Source organism: Shewanella schlegeliana (assembly GCF_016765635.1).
Classification (GTDB): domain Bacteria; phylum Pseudomonadota; class Gammaproteobacteria; order Enterobacterales; family Shewanellaceae; genus Shewanella; species Shewanella schlegeliana.
Window position 1 is genome coordinate 497990 of record NZ_JAESVD010000002.1, and the last position, 16706, is coordinate 514695.

The window sequence follows — 16706 nt, forward strand, 5'->3', positions numbered from 1 at the left end:
GGGCTTAGCTGTTGACTCTTTTTCCCCTTCTTGCCCGAGTGTGAGCTGGAATCCCACGACTTTGCTTGCCTGTTATCCCATGATAAATGAGTTCACCAACCACCCCGTGTAGATACGGCTGCGGGCTTCGATGACATGGATGTCATCGCAGAGCTTACAGAGATTGTACTTGCAGCGTCTCGCAGAAGTGTCTGCACATCCGCCCGCTGCAGGCGATTGATAGCGATTAAAGCTCAAGCCCAGCTTGATTACTTAAACGTATCATTCAGCGAGTTTGAGCATGAAACTCAACCCACCAAAGATCAAAAAAGCCGAAACACTTTCATGTTTCGGCTTTTGCATCCAAAAGACCTATCTAACCTTGGTCTATAAGGTTAATGCACAATTTCCATCTCTTCTAACAGGTTATCGGCATTATCTAGGTACTTCATGACCCAAAGCATATAACGGCTATCCACTTGGATAGAACGGTTAGTCTCGGTATCGTAACCCCAGTCACCGATAATGCTCTCGTACACACCGTCAAACAGCAGGCCAACTAATTCGGCGCGACCATTCAAAGTGGGTGAACCAGAGTTACCACCTGTGGTATCCAGCGTTGATAGGAAGTTAACTGGTACTGAGTCCAGAGACTTCACATAGTAATCACCGTACTGCTTGTTGGCGATAAGCTCTAGCTCTTTAGCCGGAGCGTTAAACGGTTCAACACCCGTGTCTTTCGCCAAAATACCCTCTAAACGAGTAAACGGCTCAGCGTAAAGACCGTCTTCAGGTGAGTAACCTTTCACATGACCCACTGTCACACGTAGGCTTGAGTTGGCATCGGCGTAAACAGGCTTACCTTGCTCGCGGTTATAGGCGATGATGGCATCCATATACATAGGACGTACCTTCATTAGCTCACCCGCTAACTGCTTTTTCTCTTTTTCACGCTTCATGTTTTCATCATAGGTCGCTACCGCGTACTGGATGAAAGGATCTTTTGACTTGTTGAACTCAGCAACAGACTTCTCCATCCACGCTAGGCGCACTTCTTTATCAGAAAGCGAGGTGTTGGCGTACATCTTATCAAGTGTCTTGTTTAGCTTAGCCGCATCGAAGTTATCGGTGATCCCAAAGGCTTTATCAAACGCCGGTAGGCGCTGCTCTTTCGGTAGCGCTGCGTAGCGAGTAATTAAGTCCGCTAGCATGGCTTTATCAACACTGGCAGCATAACGGCGTTCGATACGCTCCATGCCCGAGGTAAAGCGAGTCATATCACGGTCTTGGTAACCTGGCTCACGCTCCATGTCTGGCAGGGCTTTTTCATTGGCGAGACGATATAAGCGATTTGCCGTGCTCATCATGGTGCTGTAGCCCATGTAGCCTAGTAGCAGATCTCGCTCTTGATCTTGCTGACTCTTCGCAATCAGCTTATCCAGCTCCGCGAGCACTTTACCGTATTGCTGCTTGCGCTTGCTGTCGGCGTTAATCCAGTTAGCTAGCTTTTGCTCGAGCGCCTTACGGTCGTCAAGCATGGTTGATTTGCCGTAAAACTCGATCATCGAGGTGAAGTTTTTAGCGTAGTTAGCAAGGCCTGCAATTGAGCTTTCATACTTGATGCGCTCATCGCTGCCCTCAGGCGCGGTTTCTTTGATGATCTCGATTAGGCGCTCACGCAAGACTTTGCCTTCTGGATACGACCACTCAAACTGGTTTTCGACTTCGTAAGCGGTGCGGTAACGGTTGGTACGCCCCGGATAACCTGCGACCATCACGAAATCACCTTCGCTGACACCTTTAGCCGATACTTTCAAGAAGCTCTTTGGCTCGAATGGCACGTTATCTTTGCTGAAATCTGCTGGCTTACCATCTTTCGATACATAGGCGCGATAGAATGAGTAGTCACCTGTGTGACGTGGCCACATCCAGTTATCAACATCGCCGCCGTACTTACCTACGCTTGCCGCTGGGTTATATACTAGGCGCACATCACGAATTTCTAACTGCTTAACTAGGTAGTATTCTAAGCCGCCGTGGAAGCTGTATACCTTACAACGGTAACCGTCCTCTTTCTCACACTCGGCGACTAAGCCTTTCTCTTTTTGCTCTACGCCTTTGTAAAATGCGTTACCCGTTTTGTTTTCAAGCCCGTCTTTAACCTTGTCGGTCACATCGGTGACACTTTCAGTCACGTAGACACGTGAGCCAGGGGTTGCAGGCAACTCTTCGCTAAATGACTTAGCTAGGAAGCCGTCACGAAGCAGATTGTTCTCAGGTGTTGAGTTGTACTGAATTGAGCCGTAAGCGCAGTGATGGTTAGTCACGACTAACCCTTTTGGAGAAACGAACGATGCGGTACAACCACCTAGGCTGATCACGGCGTTCATTGGAAATTCGGTCAGTTTTGAAATCGAATTAACATCAATTTCTAACCCTTTCGCCTTAAGCTCATCTGCCATTGCAGGAAGCTGATAAGGCTGCCACATACCTTCGTCAGCTAGAGCGCCAAAAGAGGTCGCCATAGCCGCTGTCAAAAGCCATTTTTTCATTTTATAAGTCCATTTTTTATTTATTAAAATTTTTGTTGATTGCTTGTCTCTCGATATTCAATTAATAGCGCTTGGCTTAGCCTAAATCGAGCAAAGTCCGTACTATTCTTGGGCCGTAAAAAGCAAAAAAGCCGAGCCCAATATTTTCATATTCGTGCTCGACTTTATCATAAGAAGCAGCGTTGATAACAGCTTCTGAATTAATCTCTTACAAAGCTATAACTTTGCATGCATCAGCATAGAGCAGGCCTCCAACGCCTGATGCCAGCATTTACTATAGTGCAACCCATAGCTGAGCCAAAATAATAGTTAAGCCTGCAATGGCCGCTAAGCCCAGTGCCGCGTTGCCACCCGATACCTGATAACCACCTAGGTTTTGTTTACGCAGACCCAATGCCATCGCAATCGGTAGGAAGATAATCATCACAACCAGCGGGATCGCCGCAAAGCCTAACACTTTGAAGAAACCATCTGGATAGTAAAGCGCACAAAGTAGCGGTGGAATGAAGGTCAATAACCAAGTCTGTGCACGCCCTTTCCAGCTCTCTTTCGCGCGAGTCAGCTCGGCAACATAATCAAACAGGCTCATGGTTACGCCAAGGAACGAAGTTACCAGTGCTAGGTTGGCAAATAGATCGATGAAATGCTTCAAGATTGAAGACTCGGCAACACCTTGTAGTGCCGTCACAAGCAATGGCAGCGAACCATCAAACTCATGGACAGTTTTGCCGCCTAAGGTACCTAGGGTCACCACTAACCAGAGGATATAGCACACTAGCGGAATGGTCGAACCGATAATCAATACCTTACGCAGCGACATAGCATCGCCGTCTAGGTAGCGCACGATAGTCGCGATACAGACATGGAAACCGAAAGAGGTGAACACAATTGGAATCGCCGCCAGCCATAGGTTAGTCAGATCACGCCCATCAACCAAGCCTTCTGTGGTATTGGTCATCATCATGCCCATGTCGACTTCTGGCATCAAGTAGGCGACGACAACAACCAGCAGTGCGATCATGGTGCTGAACAACACGCGTGAGACTTTATCGATCCAACCGACACCGACGGCAATGAAGCCACCAAAAACCGCCGTGAACACCAGTACGGCGAGTTGATTGTCCATCTTCATGCCCACCAGCTCCATCTTAGATTCAAGCAGTGAAGAACCGCCCATCAGATAGACCATGGTAAGTGCAAACAACAGGCTTAAGAATGAGCCGCCTTGAATAAGCTGACCTAGCTTACCTAAGGTTTTCCCCGTGATGCTATGCAGGTTTAGGCCCACACCGACACGTAGGTTAATTTCAAGCATTAATAGGGAGGTATAAATAGATACGCCCCAGATAGCGATAAGTAAAAGCAGTGCGGGGATGGTACCTAATGAAGCGGTTGCCAGTGGTAATGCCAACATGCCACCACCAATTGCCGTGCCGGCAACTATGGCAATAGAGCCAAGTATTTTTGAGTTCACAAAATTGTCCTGTTAAATTTTATTTTTTATTTAGGTAGGTCAGATTTAGAACGACTTTGAGGGAGAGGATTTTGCAAGCTAACAACATCATTAACAGCCCCCAATCGAATCTGGTCAAAATCAACCTTAGCGATTCCAATTGGCCCCAACGGCTAGTTAAATAATACGTGTATTCACCTTATCAACTTAGCCACTGAGGCTGGATAAATCGTGGAAAATACAGATTGAATTGCTTCATTACGGCTCTTTCTCTAAAAAATGACTGTGAGTGACATTAACAGCTGTATTCCCTGCTAGCAAGCCATCTAGAGCAGTTAAAATCAACTTAGCACGAGTTGGCAACATCAATGTAAAACTTAAGCAGCAGTTACATTACGTTTTGCTTGTTTTGCCAAAAAATTTGCGCGCCATCCTAGTCGACGTTGATAAAAAAAAGTAAGTCGCTATAATGTCGCCTCCGCTTCAGGGGAGTAGCTATCGGTGCATGACTCAAGGATAACTTAAGTCTACTACCGAGTATGTATCAACATAATTGGCCACATGCCATGGTACATACAGCCATTAATGCCATTCGCATTCAATGTGCCCAGCAAGACCTGAGCACCGCACCTCTTAATTTGGGGAAGAGTTGCTGTGCTTAGAGTTTGCTATTTGTCCCCATTATAGGATTGAACCTTGGAAGCTCTGCTCGCCTCGACGCTTACCGTTGCCATCGCCGAAATCGGTGATAAGACTCAGCTATTAGCACTAATCTTAGCCGCTCGCTTTAAAAACAAGACTGCCATTATTCTCGGCATATTTCTGTCTACTTTAGTTAATCACTTTGCCGCCGCTTGGCTTGGTCAATGGGCCATCTCTTGGATCAGCCCCGAAATGGGACGCTACTTAGTTGCAGGTTCTTTCTTCGCCATCGCGCTATGGGTATTAATTCCCGACAAAGTCGATGCCGAAGAGAGCCGTTTCTATGCCATGGGACCGTTTATAGCCACCTTTATTCTATTCTTTATCGCCGAAATGGGCGATAAGACCCAGATTGCTACCGTGGTGCTATCGGCCAAATACGATGCCTTAGCCATGGTGGTGATGGGTACCACTTTGGGCATGCTCATTGCCAACGTTCCAGTGGTCATAGCCGGGCACTTTAGCGCCGAAAAGCTGCCCATGAGCTGGATCCATCGCGGCTGCGCCGTCCTATTTGCACTGCTCGGTGTCGCGACTTTGGTGTTTTAAAGAAAGGTTCTAGGTTCTAGGTTCTAGCACAAACAAAATACAAAAAGGCAAAACAGCATCCACTGTTTTGCCTTTAGCTTTTCAGATCTTAGCTCCTGCTTTTCCTAGGACCTAGAACCAGCTTTCACCTAGAACCTTTCTTAGCCTGATTAACCCTTTAACGCTTCTTTTACTCGCTGGCCATAATCGCTGTCTGCGGCGCTGAAGTGCTCAACCATCTTATTCTGAGTCGCTTCGCTCACGACACTTAATGTGCTGACAATGTTAGCAACCAATCTCGCCTTCTCATCTTCAGGCAATAAGCGATATAGGTCGCCCGCTTGACTGAAATCATCTTGGTCGTAACGGCTGTAACGGTTTGCTTCACCATCTAAACGCAGTGGTGGCTCGGCAAATTGCGCTTGGTCTTGCAGACCATCGTAACTGTTTGGGCCGTAGTTACGACTCGCATCACCACCTGTTTGGCTACCTGAGAATGGGCATTGTGTGCCAGCCATCGCGCCGCCGCGCTGATGATGATTCGCCGTAGTTGCATGTGGGCAGTTAACCGGTAACTGGTTGTAATTGGCACCAATGCGGTAACGTTGTGCGTCTGCATAAGCAAATAAACGCGCTTGTAGCATCTTGTCTGGTGACGCCCCCACGCCTGGCACTAAGTTGCTTGGCGCTAACGCCACCTGCTCAACCTCAGCAAAGTAGTTTTGTGGTAAACGGTTTAGCTCTAACTCACCGATTTCAATCAACGGATAATCGGCGTGTGGCCAGACTTTAGTCAGGTCAAACGGGTTGAGCTTATAGGTATTGGCATCCGCTTCTGGCATGATCTGCACTTTAACCGCCCACTTAGGGAAGTTACCGTCGGTGATAGCGGCAACCATGTCACGCTGTGATGAGTCTGGGTCGATGCCTTTAAGGATATCGGCCTGCTCAGCGGTTAAGTTGGCGATGCCCTGCTTAGTCTTAAAGTGGAACTTAACCCAGAAACGCTCACCTTCTGCATTCCAGAAAGAGAATGTGTGCGAGCCATAGCCGTGCATTTGACGGTAGTTTGCCGGAATGCCTCGGTCTGACATCAAGACAGTCACTTGATGCATAGCTTCTGGGTTTAGTGCCCAAAAGTCCCACATCGCATGAGGATCTTTAAGATTTGTTTGCGGATTGCGCTTTTGAGTATGAATAAAGTCTGGGAACTTAATGCCATCACGCAGGAAGAACGTCGGCGTGTTGTTACCCACGATATCGTGATTACCACGCTCAGTGTAAAAACGTAAACCAAAGCCGCGAGGATCACGTTCAGCATCAGCGCTGCCCATCTCACCACCTACCGTTGAGAAACGCACGAAAGTTTCTGTCTGCTTACCCACACCGTTAAAGTGGTCAGCAATGGTATAGTCGCTCATATCACGAGTCAGCGTGAATGTACCGTAAACACCAGTACCCTTTGCATGCACAATACGCTCAGGAATGCGCTCGCGGTTGAAATGCGCAAGCTTCTCAATTAGGTGCCAATCTTGCAGCAGTAGCGGACCACGCTCTCCCGCAGATAGTGAATTTTGGTCATCACTGATTGGTGCGCCATTTTGTGTGGTAAGAACTCGGTTTTGCTGACTCATACATTACTCCTCAGTCTTGGCTTGTCTCGAGCCAAGTTTCGATTAAATCAAAAATTGTGGCCATGGTTTATCTCCTGCGTGTAAACGCTATAACAGGTAGGCCTTAAGTGATGGAGTAATCTTAATGAGTAATTTAAAGATTTAAAAACGATTAAAGCAGATAACTCTAAACTGAAATTTAGATTAGGAGGTTTTAATTAGGGAGTTTTAATTAGAAAGCTCAGATTAGAACGAGTTGGGTAACCAGATCAGGTAAATTGAAGATATATGCGAGCCGGGAAAACAGCGACTGAGCGTCACAACTGCTCTCCCTATGCTAGTAGCGCCTAGGTTTGACTCTTTAATTTAGTTTCAGCCTTATAGAGTTTAACTAAATAATAGGCATCGATAAGTACGATAAAGAAGTTAACCAAAGCCACCGGAATTGCATCGATAGCGAGTCCGTATGCCACGAACAGCGCCGCACCAACCAGATTCCACCAGCGCAGCTTTTTGATGTTGGACATCATCAAGGATATTGCGACGACGACAGACGCCAGATAGCCAACCCATTCCCATATTGTTGCGTTATCCATGCCCACTCCTAGTGACTTAGCTTGAGAATTGATCCACAGCACTGTAGACCGCAAATCATGCTCATTAACGATAGAGTAAGTATGGGCAAAAATTAGCCGCAGAAACAAGCCTAGCGTAAATTAATTTTGGCTTAGCGTTTAATCACTGCGGCTGTCATAAGAATGATAGATCAAATACAACAGCCTTGTTGTTACTCGACACTAAGATGCTAGGTGCTAGGTGCTAGGTGCTAGGTGCTAGGTGCTAGGTGCTAGGTGCTAGGTGCTAGGTGCTAGGTGCTAGGTGCTAGGTGCTAGGTGCTAGGTGCTAGGCAAAACAGTAAAGCACTAAAGCACTAAAGCACTAAAGCACTAAAGCACTAAAGCACTAAAGCACTAAAGCACTAAAGCACTAAAGCACTAAAGCAGCCTAGCGCTTAACCACCGCGGCAGTCATGGGGAATGATAGATCACATACAGCAGCACGCCTGCTGTTCGATGCTTAGCTAAAACTGTAAAACTTAACGCTTAACCACCGCGGCAGTCATGGGGAATGATAGATCACATACAGCAGCACGCCTGCTGTTCGATGCTTAACTAAAACTGTAAAACTTAACGCTTAACCACCGCGGCAGTCATACGAGAGATACAGCACAGCTCACCGGCACTATTATGAATAAGCACTTCCCAAACCGAGCTACGCTTCCCTAAGTGCACCGCTTTAGCCGTGGCTGTAAGCGTGCCATTACGGGAGGCTTTAAGGTGATTGGCGTTGATCTCCTGGCCGACACAGTAATAATTTTCAAAATCGACCGCGAAATTAGCCGCGTAGCTTGCAACGGTTTCAGCCAGTGCCACATTGGCGCCACCATGAACGATGCCAAGTGGATTGTGCACTGCGGGAGTCGCAGGCATAGTCGCCTTCATATAGTCATCACCGATCTCGGTAATGGTGATCCCAAGCGTCTGCATCAGGGTGCCTTTACCGTGCATACCAGCATCCATTTTTGCGCAGACTTCAAGGGTTACAGGCTTAAACCAAATCGACATATTTAACTTCCACTATGTTATTGTTGACTGTTATTAATTCTCAATATTGGCCACAGTCTACTTTGTCAGGCGGGATCTTGAAACTGCTAATAGAGCAAAGCCTTGTGAATCGACTCACAGCACTAACTATGTAACTTACTAGCTAAAAGTGGCACAAGATTCGTTAGCAATCTGGGCTAATGGCTAATGGCTAATGGCTAATGGCTAATGGCTATGAGGCTATGAGGGAAATCTATAGGGGAAAACAGAGTTGGTCCGCGAGAATACTTAATATTTTTTGTCGATTACGTAATCCAACTTAGTGTGCATAATCGCGGACCTGAGGGTAAAGAGATAAGCTGATCTATGTTTCTTTGTAAATGGTCGAGCAGCCTATCTTGCCAAGCTTAATTCTTTATTAAAGAAGATCTTCAACAGCATCTAACGTGAGCTTGATCATATCGTTTAAGGTTTGCTGACGCTCTTCTGCCGTTAGGTGCAAGCCTTGGCGAAGGTGATCGGTAACTGTCATCATAGCCAGTGCGTTAGCACCAAACTCTGTCGCTACGCCGTAAAGGCCAGCAGCTTCCATCTCGACACCTAAGATACCGTACTTTTCCATGAAGTCGTAACGTGTTTCGTCTGCACAGTAGAACAGATCTGAAGAGTACAAGTTACCAACATGGTAGCTAGCACCTAACTTTTCAGCAGAGTCTGCAGCACGCTTCAACAAGTTAAAGTCAGCAATCATAGCGAAATCAGTGTTAGCAAAACGAGTTCTGTTTACTGCAGAGTCAGTGCTTGCGCCCATCGCCATCACCACGTCCATCAACTTGATCTTGTCGCTCACAGCGCCACAAGAACCGATACGGATAATATTCTCAACACCATACTCGGTGATCAGCTCTTTCGCGTAGATAGAGATAGATGGCACGCCCATACCAGAGCCCATCACAGAGATCTTCTTGCCTTTATATTCGCCGGTATAACCCAACATATTACGTACGTCAGTCACTAGCACGGCATTTTCTAAGAAGTTTTCTGCAATGTATTTTGCTCTTAGTGGGTCACCAGGCATTAATACAGTTTTAGCAAATGCGCCGTTTTCGGCATTGATATGTGGAGTCATGATACTTTCCTTACAAAAAAATAAGATGCTTGTTTGCGCTATAAACAAGCACCGTTTACAAAATATTGTTCTTTGTTAAACACTTAGCCCGCTAAGCTATAAAGTAGACCTGCGATGGTACCGCTCATTAAGTTCGCTAGAGCAGCAGCAATCAGCGCCTTCATACCTAGAGCACTTAAGTCATGGCGACGCTCAGGGCAAAGTGCCGCTAAACCACCAATTACCATGGCCAGTGAGCCGATGTTAGCGAAGCCACATAGAGCAAAACTGATGATAATTTGGGTCTTTTCTGATAGCTGATCGGCCACTTTCAAGAAATCGATATAGGCTACGAACTCGTTGATCACCATCTTCTGGCCGATAAATGATGCCGCTTGTGTCGCTTCACTCCAAGGCACACCCATCACCCAGGCTAGCGGTGCTAATAGGTAGCCTAAGATAGCTTGCATAGTTAGGTCTTCAATACCAAACCAACCACCTATGCCACCTAATATACCGTTAACCATGGCGATAAGGGCTACGAAGGCTAATAGCAGTGCCGATACAGACAATACTTGCTGCATGCCCATTGCTGCGCCGCCAGCGGCTGCGTCAAGTACGTTGGCTGGTTTATCAGTGACATCGTCCATCACTTTCTTGATGTCATTTTGCGGCGTTTCTGTTTCTGGCCACATCAACTTAGCAAATAGTAGACCCGCTGGCGCCGTCATAAAGGCTGCAGTTAGTACGTACTTAACGTCAACACCCATCTGGATATAACCAATCATGGTGCCACCAGCGACTGAAGCTAAACCACCAGTCATCACCGCAAATAACTCAGAGCGAGTCATGTGCTTAACGAAAGGTCTCACCATAGATGGCGCTTCGATTGGACCAACGAAGATGTTTGCTGTTGCAGACAAAGATTCTGCACGGCTTGAGCCTAAAAGCTTAGATAAACCGCCACCAATCAAGCCAATAACCAGCTGCATGATGCCAAGATAATAAAGTACGGCGATCAATGAGCTGATGAAAACCACAACAAACAGCACGTTAATCACAAAAATAAAGCCAACACCAAATTTAGCCAGATCACCAAATAGGAATGCTAAGCCTTCATTGGCATAGCCGATAACATGCATCACACCATTTGATGCACCATCAAGCACCGCCTGCCCCATAGGCACATACATAACAAAGGCACCAAAGGCGACTTGAAATGCCAGCGCACCCAGTACTGTTCTAGGGTTAATTGCTTTTCTATTTTCTGATAATGCAACCGCTAAGCCAACAAGACAAAGCATGCCGAACAAACTGATGAAAACTTCCATACATTTATTACCATTTAAATATCAATATGACGGCAGTGTATACAGACGGAATTTTGCTGCAAGGAAATTGCTCGAATTTGGCGAAGATAAACGAAGGTTTTATCGTCTTGAATAGCAAACCATGATGAAATGGGTGAAAAACAAAGAAAACACAATAAACAAAAAACAGAAAGGCAACTGTAAACCTACAGAGTAATTACTAGATTAAATAAATATCAACATAAGGACTAAAAAATAAGCAGCTTATAAATTGTATTTTTTGGCTCTACAAGCTCAAAAAATAGATCAAACAACTACAATACTGAAAGTTTACAACTTAAAAAATGACAAAAACTCGATCACTTTGGACTCATTTAGCTAAAACTTCGCTAGCTAATAACATGGAGGTAGAGATGCTAGCCACATCTTTAAGTCATTATTAACTGACGGAGCTTAAACCTAAATTAAGGCAGACTTTAAAAGAAGCACCTAGGAAAGCAGATTCTAGGACCCAAAGCCTGCCCTCTCTCCTGCTTTACCTTCCCAAAAACTAGCACCTATAAATGCTCTGCATAATGACTTAAGGCCGGGCTACCTAGTTGGCGCTGAAAAGATTGTGCCCATCGCAATAGCTCGACTCGATTTCTCGCCTGAGTCTTTCTAAAAATAGAGGAGATGTGCGCTTTAACCGTGTGCTCACTGATGCTCAGCGCATTGGCGATCTCTTTATTACGCGATCCACCGGATACTAGCTCGATAATGGTTTTCTCTCGCTTGGTAAGCAGTTGCAGCATTTCCGAACTTTGCTCGGACAGTTCATCGGGGGCTTCATTTCGACGGATCAATTGACGTAACATCTGACTCATTAGGGGACGATCGAACCACAACTCATCGGCCAGCATCTTACGCAACCCTGTTAAAAGGAGATCCATGCGCTCTTCGGTAAATAACAAACCACGGATCCCCATCAACAAAGCAGCATCGGCGGCCAACTGCTCTCGCTCGACTTGATATAAGGCGACAGGAACATGCTTAACCATTTGGCTGGCAATAAGTGGGATTCCGTTAGCATCGAGTGCGGCACCCTGTTGTGATAATAGGTAAAAGCTATTCACTTTGGCGTTATTTTCTAACTGTTCGACGTTAGACAGGACGCGTGTTTTAAGTCCTATTGACTCTGCGAGGATTGCTAAGTGGCAAGGAGATGCCACCTGATGAAGAAAGACAATCTCATCAATTTTACTCATTACTTTTCTCCCTGAAAAGTTTTGCCTGTACGCTAAATAGAACAAGCTCCGATGTTAATTCAGAAACGAGTCTGAGATAACATGAGAGCCTGTGGCCATAAATAGCACTATTTACTACGGCATTATTTTTTATTCATCCATACGAGACACATCATGTGACCCGCTAAAGGCTGTAACTGCCTTTTTAATTCCTTGGTAGCCAATCAGCTTATCATAACTTCGCAGCTCTAGGCTTTGCACTTAGCGCCTTATCATGCAAACGACTGAGGAATACGATTGCCGATATAGCACCGATTAATGCCATCGCCATATCTGACTGTGTATCCCACACATAGCCTTGAGTACCTAAAAATGCCTCGGCATCTTCGCCAGTTAACTCGGCAACCCACCACTCGATAAGCTCATAAAAAGCAGAAAATGCCAAAGCAAAACAAATGGCTAGAAAGTTACACCAGGCGCCAACCTTAACCACACTCAAGCGGATAAATATCTCTCGAGCCAAAATAGTCGGAACAAAGCCCTGGGCAAAATGCCCGACCTTGTCGTAGTTATTACGCTCACCTCCCGTCCAATCGCTAATCCAATCGAACAGCGGCACTTCGGCATAAGTGTAATGCCCACCCACCATCAAGATAATGCAGTGAACCAAGATCAATCCATAGGCCAAACTGGTTAAGGCAAAACTATTACGGGTATAGATCAAAATAGGCAGGGCAATTAAGGCCGGTGCCACCTCTAAAAACCAGGTAAATTGATCCTTAGGATCTATCCCCGACCAGATCAATACGGCGAAGAATATCACTAGCCACACAGTGCTTTTATTCAAAATATCTCCCTTATATACCATATTGTTCTAAATTAAGAATAAACACTTTAGCCATCTAGCCCTCCACAGCCACAAAAAAAAGTGCTACTTTGTTACCTCTGTTACGCTTTCGAAGTAAATTTCGGTTGTGAAGGCTTTACAGTCCTTAGTACATTGACAGTCTATACCCAAACCACTCCTACAACGTAGAGTTTAGTCGTCTCTGCCGTGGCATTAAGTATACATAATACATATAAACTAAAAGGGTACATAAATCATGGCGAAACATTCGCTGGACAAGGATAAAATTAAGATCCTGCTGTTGGAAGGCGTCCACCAATCTGCGGTAGATGTATTTGAACGTGCGGGTTACACCAACATTGAATATCACAAAGCATCACTAGCTGAAGATGAACTACACGCTGCTGTTAAAGATGCACATTTCATTGGTATCCGCTCCCGTACCCAATTGACTGAAGAAGTACTATCCCAAGCAGACAAACTCGTCGGTATTGGTTGTTTCTGTATTGGTACTAACCAAGTTAACTTATCTGCCGCAGAAAAACTGGGGATCCCAGTATTCAATGCGCCATTCTCTAACACCCGCAGTGTGGCAGAGCTAGTGCTGGGTGAAATCATCATGTTACTGCGCGGGATCCCGCAGCGTAACGCCTTGGCTCATCGCGGGGGCTGGCTAAAGAGTGCCTCAGGCAGTTATGAGGCCCGTGGCAAGACTTTAGGTGTCATAGGCTACGGCCACATTGGTACTCAGCTAGGTATTCTTGCAGAAACCTTAGGTATGCGAGTGATCTTCTTCGATATCGAAGACAAGTTGCCACTGGGTAACGCCCAGCAGGTGCATTCACTGCAGCAGGTATTATCCCTTGCAGATGTTGTCAGCTTGCATGTACCTGAGACGCCACAAACTAAAGAGATGATCGGCTTTGAAGAGCTCGCCTGCATGCGTAAAGGCAGCATTTTGATCAATGCCTCCCGTGGTACTGTGGTCGATATCGATGCCCTAGCGGCATCATTGAAAGAGGAGCATCTGGCGGGCGCGGCAATTGACGTATTCCCAGTTGAACCTAAGTCAAATGATGATGAGTTCCTCAGCCCACTACGTGGCTTAGACAATGTGTTGCTCACACCTCACGTGGGTGGCAGCACGGCAGAGGCACAGGAAAATATCGGTGTCGAAGTTGCCGGTAAACTGGCTAAGTACTCAGACAATGGCTCGACCATGACTGCGGTAAACTTCCCAGAAGTTTCCCTTGCGCAGCACTCTGGCACTTCACGTCTACTGCATATTCACCATAACCGTCCCGGTATTCTTATCCAGATTAACTCGGCGTTTGCAGAGAAAGGCATCAACATCGCCGCACAGTATCTACAGACAACCTCTGAGATCGGTTACGTGGTAATGGAAGTGGACTCAGATCAGGCTGAAGATGCATTAGTTGAGCTGCAAGCGATTGAAGGCACGATTAGAACCCGTTTGCTTCACTAAATTTGCACTTGGTTTAAGTCGATGAATAAGGCCGTATAACTCAGGTTATACGGCCTTTATTTTTGCAGCGCGAAATGTTTGAACTGGCAAGCTTGCGCAGTATCAATTTAGCGGTACAATCATTACCCTCTTTGGTTTAACTCTTGGATCTTCTTATGACCTTGTCAACTTCTCAGCCAACTTGGCCTCTAAATGGACAACAGCCTGAACTGCTTTTCTCTGAACTAACGCACTTAGGTTTAATCTCGGTCACAGGAGAGCAAGGTCGCAGCTTTATTCACGGCCAAGTCACGACCGATATCAGCTCACTCGAGCAAGACCAATGGCGCTGGGGCGCACATTGTGATCCTAAAGGTAAGATGCTAGCGAGCTTTAGAACCTTCGCTAAAGATGGCACCCTATTCTTGATGATGCCAAAAGACACCTTGGCACTGGATCTACCGCAACTGCAGAAATACGCAGTATTTAGTAAGGCTGAATTAACGGATGTCACTGCAGACTGGTTATTACTGGGTGTGGCAGGTGAACAAGCTACGACATGGTTAACCGCACAGTTTGGCGAGCTAAACCATGAACTGACTTTAATCGATGGCGGCATGATCATCCACGATGCTGGTCGTTATATTGTCGCGATTGAACAAGGCCAAGCCGCATCACTTATCAGTGCTATCGAACAACCTATCTATGATGCTACTGCATGGCAGGCACTGGAAATCGCTGCGGGTTATCCAAACCTAGGTGCTAACCATCAAGGGCAGTTTGTCCCCCAGATGTGTAACGTCCAAGCTATCAATGGGATCAGCTTCAATAAGGGCTGCTATATGGGCCAAGAGACGATTGCTAGAATGAAGTATCGCGGTGGCAACAAGCGCGCACTTTACATCGTCAGTGGCAGTGTATCTACGCCATTAACTAACGACAGCCAGCTTGAAATTGCACTTGAAGATGGTGAAGGCTTCCGCCGCGCAGGCACAATTATCGAAGCGGTTCAACGCGATGGTCTGGTGCTATTGACTGCGGTACTGGCTAACGATACTCAGCTCGATGCCAAGTTACGCGTTGCTGATGACGACCAATCTGAACTGACACTAATAGCTCTACCTTACTCACTAGAAGAGCAAGAGTAACTGAGTGAGTTTGTCATAACAGAAAAGGCGCTTAATGCGCCTTTTTATTTGCCCTCGTTTTCAGCGGCTAAATTGCTATTCAGTCTCATTGTGGGCATCGCGAACTTTAGTCAGCTCATCAGTTATCTGCTTAAAGTGTTCCACTAACTCTGGGTCAAACTGCTTTCCAGCTTCATCCTCGATTAAGGCCATGGTCGCCTCCACCGTCCACGCTTTCTTGTAGGGACGAATTGAAGTTAAAGCGTCAAACACATCGGCAATCGCCACAATCCGTCCCTCTATTGGGATCTCCTCAGCCGACAGCCCATTGGGGTAACCGCTACCATCCCATTTCTCGTGATGTGTTAAGGCGATTCGACGCGCCATCTCCAGCAATGGATCATTGTGCTCACCGATGATCTCGGCGCCGATTTCGGCGTGAAGCTGCATCTCCGTCCACTCAGCATCATCGAGCTTAGCTGGCTTTTTTAAAATAGAGTCTGGTGTGCCTATTTTACCAATATCATGCATAGGCGCAGCATTGTAAATCAGCTCGCAATAGTATTCAGGTAAACCCGATTGAACCGCCAACAAGCGCGCATAGTGACTCATTCTAATGACATGTAAGCCAGTCTCGTTATCTTTATATTCAGCGGCGCGACCAAGACGACGAATGATCTCGAAACGTGTTTCTTCGAGCTCTTTGGTCCGAACTTTAACTTCCTGCTCCAGTAAGCGTTTCTGATCATAGAGAGCCAAATGGGTTTTTACCCTCGCCTTCACAACAGGCGCACTAACCGGTTTTGTAATGTAATCGACGGCGCCGAGCTCAAACCCTTGCGTCTCATCGGCGACATCACTAAGGGCGGTGACAAAGATGACGGGGATATGGCAAGTTAATGGCTCTTGCTTTAGTCGCTTACATACCTCATAGCCATTCATTCCCGGCATCATCACATCCAGAAGAATAAGATCCGGTGTGGTTTTGCTCGCTAAAGCAAGGGCTTTGGGGCCATCAATCGCGACCTTAACTCGGTAGTCCCCTCCTAATATCCCAACTAAAATATCAATATTCTCGGGGGTATCATCCACAACTAAAATGGTGGCCTTATCCATTAAACCATCTCTCCTTTTAGTATTCACACTAGCAATCAAGTATAGCTGCTCACTTATTATGCTTGGCACTAAAACA

At 46.3% G+C, this 16706-nt stretch carries 13 protein-coding genes; 3 read left to right on the plus strand and 10 right to left on the minus strand.

From position 1 onward, the window contains the following. Window positions 1-374: 374 nt before the first annotated feature. Window positions 375-2531, minus strand: coding sequence for a S46 family peptidase (locus JMA39_RS05155; RefSeq protein WP_202720746.1), 2157 nt, complete (start codon window positions 2529-2531; stop codon window positions 375-377). A 274-nt stretch (window positions 2532-2805) separates the two neighbouring features. After that, entirely contained in the window at window positions 2806-4005 is a 1200-nt protein-coding gene (locus JMA39_RS05160; RefSeq protein ID WP_202720747.1) for an amino acid permease, read from the minus strand. A gap of 675 nt (window positions 4006-4680) precedes the next feature. On the opposite strand from JMA39_RS05160, the gene JMA39_RS05165 reads away from it, so the two are divergent. Next, window positions 4681-5235 carry a TMEM165/GDT1 family protein gene (locus tag JMA39_RS05165; RefSeq protein ID WP_202720748.1) on the plus strand — a complete coding sequence of 185 codons (555 nt, stop codon included), beginning with the start codon at window positions 4681-4683 and terminating at the stop codon, window positions 5233-5235. A gap of 149 nt (window positions 5236-5384) precedes the next feature. Here the strand turns inward: JMA39_RS05165 and katB are convergent, their stop codons facing one another. The 7 genes from katB to JMA39_RS05200 all read right to left on the minus strand — a co-directional run bounded on the left by katB (window position 5385) and on the right by JMA39_RS05200 (window position 12922). Further along, window positions 5385-6848 (minus strand): catalase KatB, encoded by a 1464-nt coding sequence (gene katB / locus JMA39_RS05170; RefSeq protein ID WP_202720749.1) that lies wholly within the window; start codon window positions 6846-6848, stop codon window positions 5385-5387. A 326-nt stretch (window positions 6849-7174) separates the two neighbouring features. Continuing rightward, window positions 7175-7456, minus strand: coding sequence for a YgjV family protein (locus JMA39_RS05175; RefSeq protein WP_373316312.1), 282 nt, complete (start codon window positions 7454-7456; stop codon window positions 7175-7177). Window positions 7457-8014: 558 nt separating this feature from the next. Then, window positions 8015-8452 carry a PaaI family thioesterase gene (locus JMA39_RS05180; protein WP_202720751.1) on the minus strand — a complete coding sequence of 146 codons (438 nt, stop codon included), beginning with the start codon at window positions 8450-8452 and terminating at the stop codon, window positions 8015-8017. A 397-nt stretch (window positions 8453-8849) separates the two neighbouring features. Beyond that, the gene (deoD, locus tag JMA39_RS05185; protein ID WP_202720830.1) at window positions 8850-9563 is read right to left on the minus strand and encodes a purine-nucleoside phosphorylase; all 714 of its coding nucleotides are present in this window, start codon (window positions 9561-9563) and stop codon (window positions 8850-8852) included. Between the two features lie 80 nt (window positions 9564-9643). Beyond that, window positions 9644-10870: a NupC/NupG family nucleoside CNT transporter gene (locus JMA39_RS05190; RefSeq protein ID WP_202720752.1), complete on the minus strand. Its 1227-nt coding sequence runs from the start codon at window positions 10868-10870 to the stop codon at window positions 9644-9646. 536 nt (window positions 10871-11406) lie between these two features. Next, window positions 11407-12096, minus strand: coding sequence for a response regulator transcription factor (locus JMA39_RS05195; RefSeq protein ID WP_202720753.1), 690 nt, complete (start codon window positions 12094-12096; stop codon window positions 11407-11409). Window positions 12097-12307: 211 nt separating this feature from the next. Further along, on the minus strand, window positions 12308-12922 hold the full coding sequence (locus JMA39_RS05200) for a DUF2238 domain-containing protein (protein WP_237732614.1): 615 nt from the start codon (window positions 12920-12922) through the stop codon (window positions 12308-12310). A 256-nt stretch (window positions 12923-13178) separates the two neighbouring features. On the opposite strand from JMA39_RS05200, the gene serA reads away from it, so the two are divergent. Both serA and ygfZ read left to right on the plus strand, forming a co-directional pair. Then, the gene (gene serA, locus JMA39_RS05205) at window positions 13179-14408 is read left to right on the plus strand and encodes a phosphoglycerate dehydrogenase (protein WP_202720755.1); all 1230 of its coding nucleotides are present in this window, start codon (window positions 13179-13181) and stop codon (window positions 14406-14408) included. Window positions 14409-14563: 155 nt separating this feature from the next. After that, complete coding sequence (gene ygfZ, locus JMA39_RS05210; protein WP_202720756.1) at window positions 14564-15535, plus strand: tRNA-modifying protein YgfZ; 972 nt, start codon at window positions 14564-14566, stop codon at window positions 15533-15535. A 75-nt stretch (window positions 15536-15610) separates the two neighbouring features. Here ygfZ and JMA39_RS05215 read toward each other — a convergent pair whose 3' ends face one another. Then, window positions 15611-16630 carry a response regulator gene (locus JMA39_RS05215; RefSeq protein ID WP_202720757.1) on the minus strand — a complete coding sequence of 340 codons (1020 nt, stop codon included), beginning with the start codon at window positions 16628-16630 and terminating at the stop codon, window positions 15611-15613. Window positions 16631-16706: the final 76 nt, after the last annotated feature.

Bases quoted from the DNA above. Each gene is read 5' to 3' on its own strand.
- JMA39_RS05155 (WP_202720746.1), bottom strand. From the start codon at position 2,531: ATGAAAAAATGGCTTTTGACAGCGGCTATGGCGACCTCTTTTGGCGCT.
- katB (WP_202720749.1), bottom strand. From the start codon at position 6,848: ATGAGTCAGCAAAACCGAGTTCTTACCACACAAAATGGCGCACCAATC.
- JMA39_RS05180 (WP_202720751.1), bottom strand. From the start codon at position 8,452: ATGTCGATTTGGTTTAAGCCTGTAACCCTTGAAGTCTGCGCAAAAATG.
- JMA39_RS05190 (WP_202720752.1), bottom strand. From the start codon at position 10,870: ATGGAAGTTTTCATCAGTTTGTTCGGCATGCTTTGTCTTGTTGGCTTA.
- JMA39_RS05195 (WP_202720753.1), bottom strand. From the start codon at position 12,096: ATGAGTAAAATTGATGAGATTGTCTTTCTTCATCAGGTGGCATCTCCT.
- serA (WP_202720755.1), top strand. From the start codon at position 13,179: ATGGCGAAACATTCGCTGGACAAGGATAAAATTAAGATCCTGCTGTTG.
- ygfZ (WP_202720756.1), top strand. From the start codon at position 14,564: ATGACCTTGTCAACTTCTCAGCCAACTTGGCCTCTAAATGGACAACAG.
- JMA39_RS05215 (WP_202720757.1), bottom strand. From the start codon at position 16,630: ATGGATAAGGCCACCATTTTAGTTGTGGATGATACCCCCGAGAATATT.